The organism is Microbacterium sp. NPDC056736 (assembly GCF_042790415.1).
Lineage (GTDB): Bacteria > Actinomycetota > Actinomycetes > Actinomycetales > Microbacteriaceae > Microbacterium.
In genome coordinates, this window is sequence record NZ_JBHTZE010000025.1 from 1 (window position 1) to 1,116 (window position 1,116).

Genomic DNA, 1,116 nt, shown 5'->3' on the forward strand with positions numbered 1-1,116 from the left:
GTGCTGGAGCGCCTCGGGGGCGTGGGTGCGGTCGGCGGCGTGCTCGGGGTCGGCATCATGACCTTCGTCCAGTTCGGTCACCTCCTGGGCAAGGTGCCGCCGCACATCGCGCAGATGATGGGTGCCAAGAGCCGTGAGGACATCGAGCGGATCCTGGACCAGCGCGGGGCCGCGATGGCCAAGCAGCGGCCGGCGCCGACCGAGCCGCCCGTCCAGCACGAGCGCGGCCAGGTCCCCACGCCCCGGGTGATGGCCCATGTCTGACGAGGTGCAGTACGACACCGAGGTGTCGTCCGAGGACGCGTACGAGGCTGCGCTGGTGCGGTGCGGCCGGACTCAGCACGCGCTGGTGCTGGCCGAGGCGCGGATCATCGCGTGGAAGCGCCGGTACTCGGAGCTGCTGAAGGTGTGCGGCGAGTGGGAGTCCGAGGCGCTGAGGCTGCGGGAGCGGTACGGCGTGGGGGAGCTGGGGGGTGGGGATGGCCAGGACCAGGGCGCCGCGGGCGGCACCGAGCCAGAGCGTGAGGCTGATCGAGCGGCGTAGGTTCCTCTCCTCGGTGTGGGAGTACGGCGCGGGTGAGCACGTGTCGTTCATCGGCCCGACCGGTTCGGGCAAGACGCGCCTTGCGCTCCAGCTCCTCGCGCGGTCCGTGTCGGATGACCTGACCGGGTACATCACGGTCATGAAGGCCAAGGACAAGACCGTGGGCGAGTTCCTGGCCCAGCACGACCGCTGGAAGCGCACGCTCACGTTTCCCCCTCCGCCGCGTGCTCCGGGCATGCCCAAGGTGAACGGGTGGGTGGTGTGGCCGCACCACACGAACGATCCGGCGGCCGACGAGATCCGGCACGAGCGGGTGTTCAAGGAGATGCACAAGCGGCTGTACGTCAAGGGGGACAACATCATCTTCGATGATGAGGTGGTGTCCCTGGTCCGGGAGATGGACATGAAGCGGGACCTCACCCGGATCTGGACCAAGGGCCGGTCCCTGGGGTCGGGTCTGTGGGGGGCGACGCAGCGTCCGGCCATGGTGCCGCTGGAGATGTACGACCAGGCGCAACACCTGTTCCTGGCGAACATCAAGGACAAGCGGTCGCAGGACCGGTTCGGGGAGA

3 protein-coding genes are annotated in these 1,116 nt (G+C 69.1%); all 3 read left to right on the forward strand.

What is annotated here, in order from left to right:
- The coding region (locus tag ACFRAL_RS17435) for a hypothetical protein (protein ID WP_378885406.1) at nucleotides 1-264 on the forward strand (264 nt) is incomplete at its 5' end.
- The gene (locus ACFRAL_RS17440) at nucleotides 257-544 is read left to right on the forward strand and encodes a hypothetical protein (RefSeq protein WP_375821545.1); all 288 of its coding nucleotides are present in this window, start codon (nucleotides 257-259) and stop codon (nucleotides 542-544) included. The genes ACFRAL_RS17435 and ACFRAL_RS17440, both read left to right, overlap by 8 nt.
- Nucleotides 522-1,116: hypothetical protein (locus ACFRAL_RS17445; protein WP_378885409.1), on the forward strand; the 595-nt coding region annotated here is incomplete at its 3' end. The genes ACFRAL_RS17440 and ACFRAL_RS17445, both read left to right, overlap by 23 nt.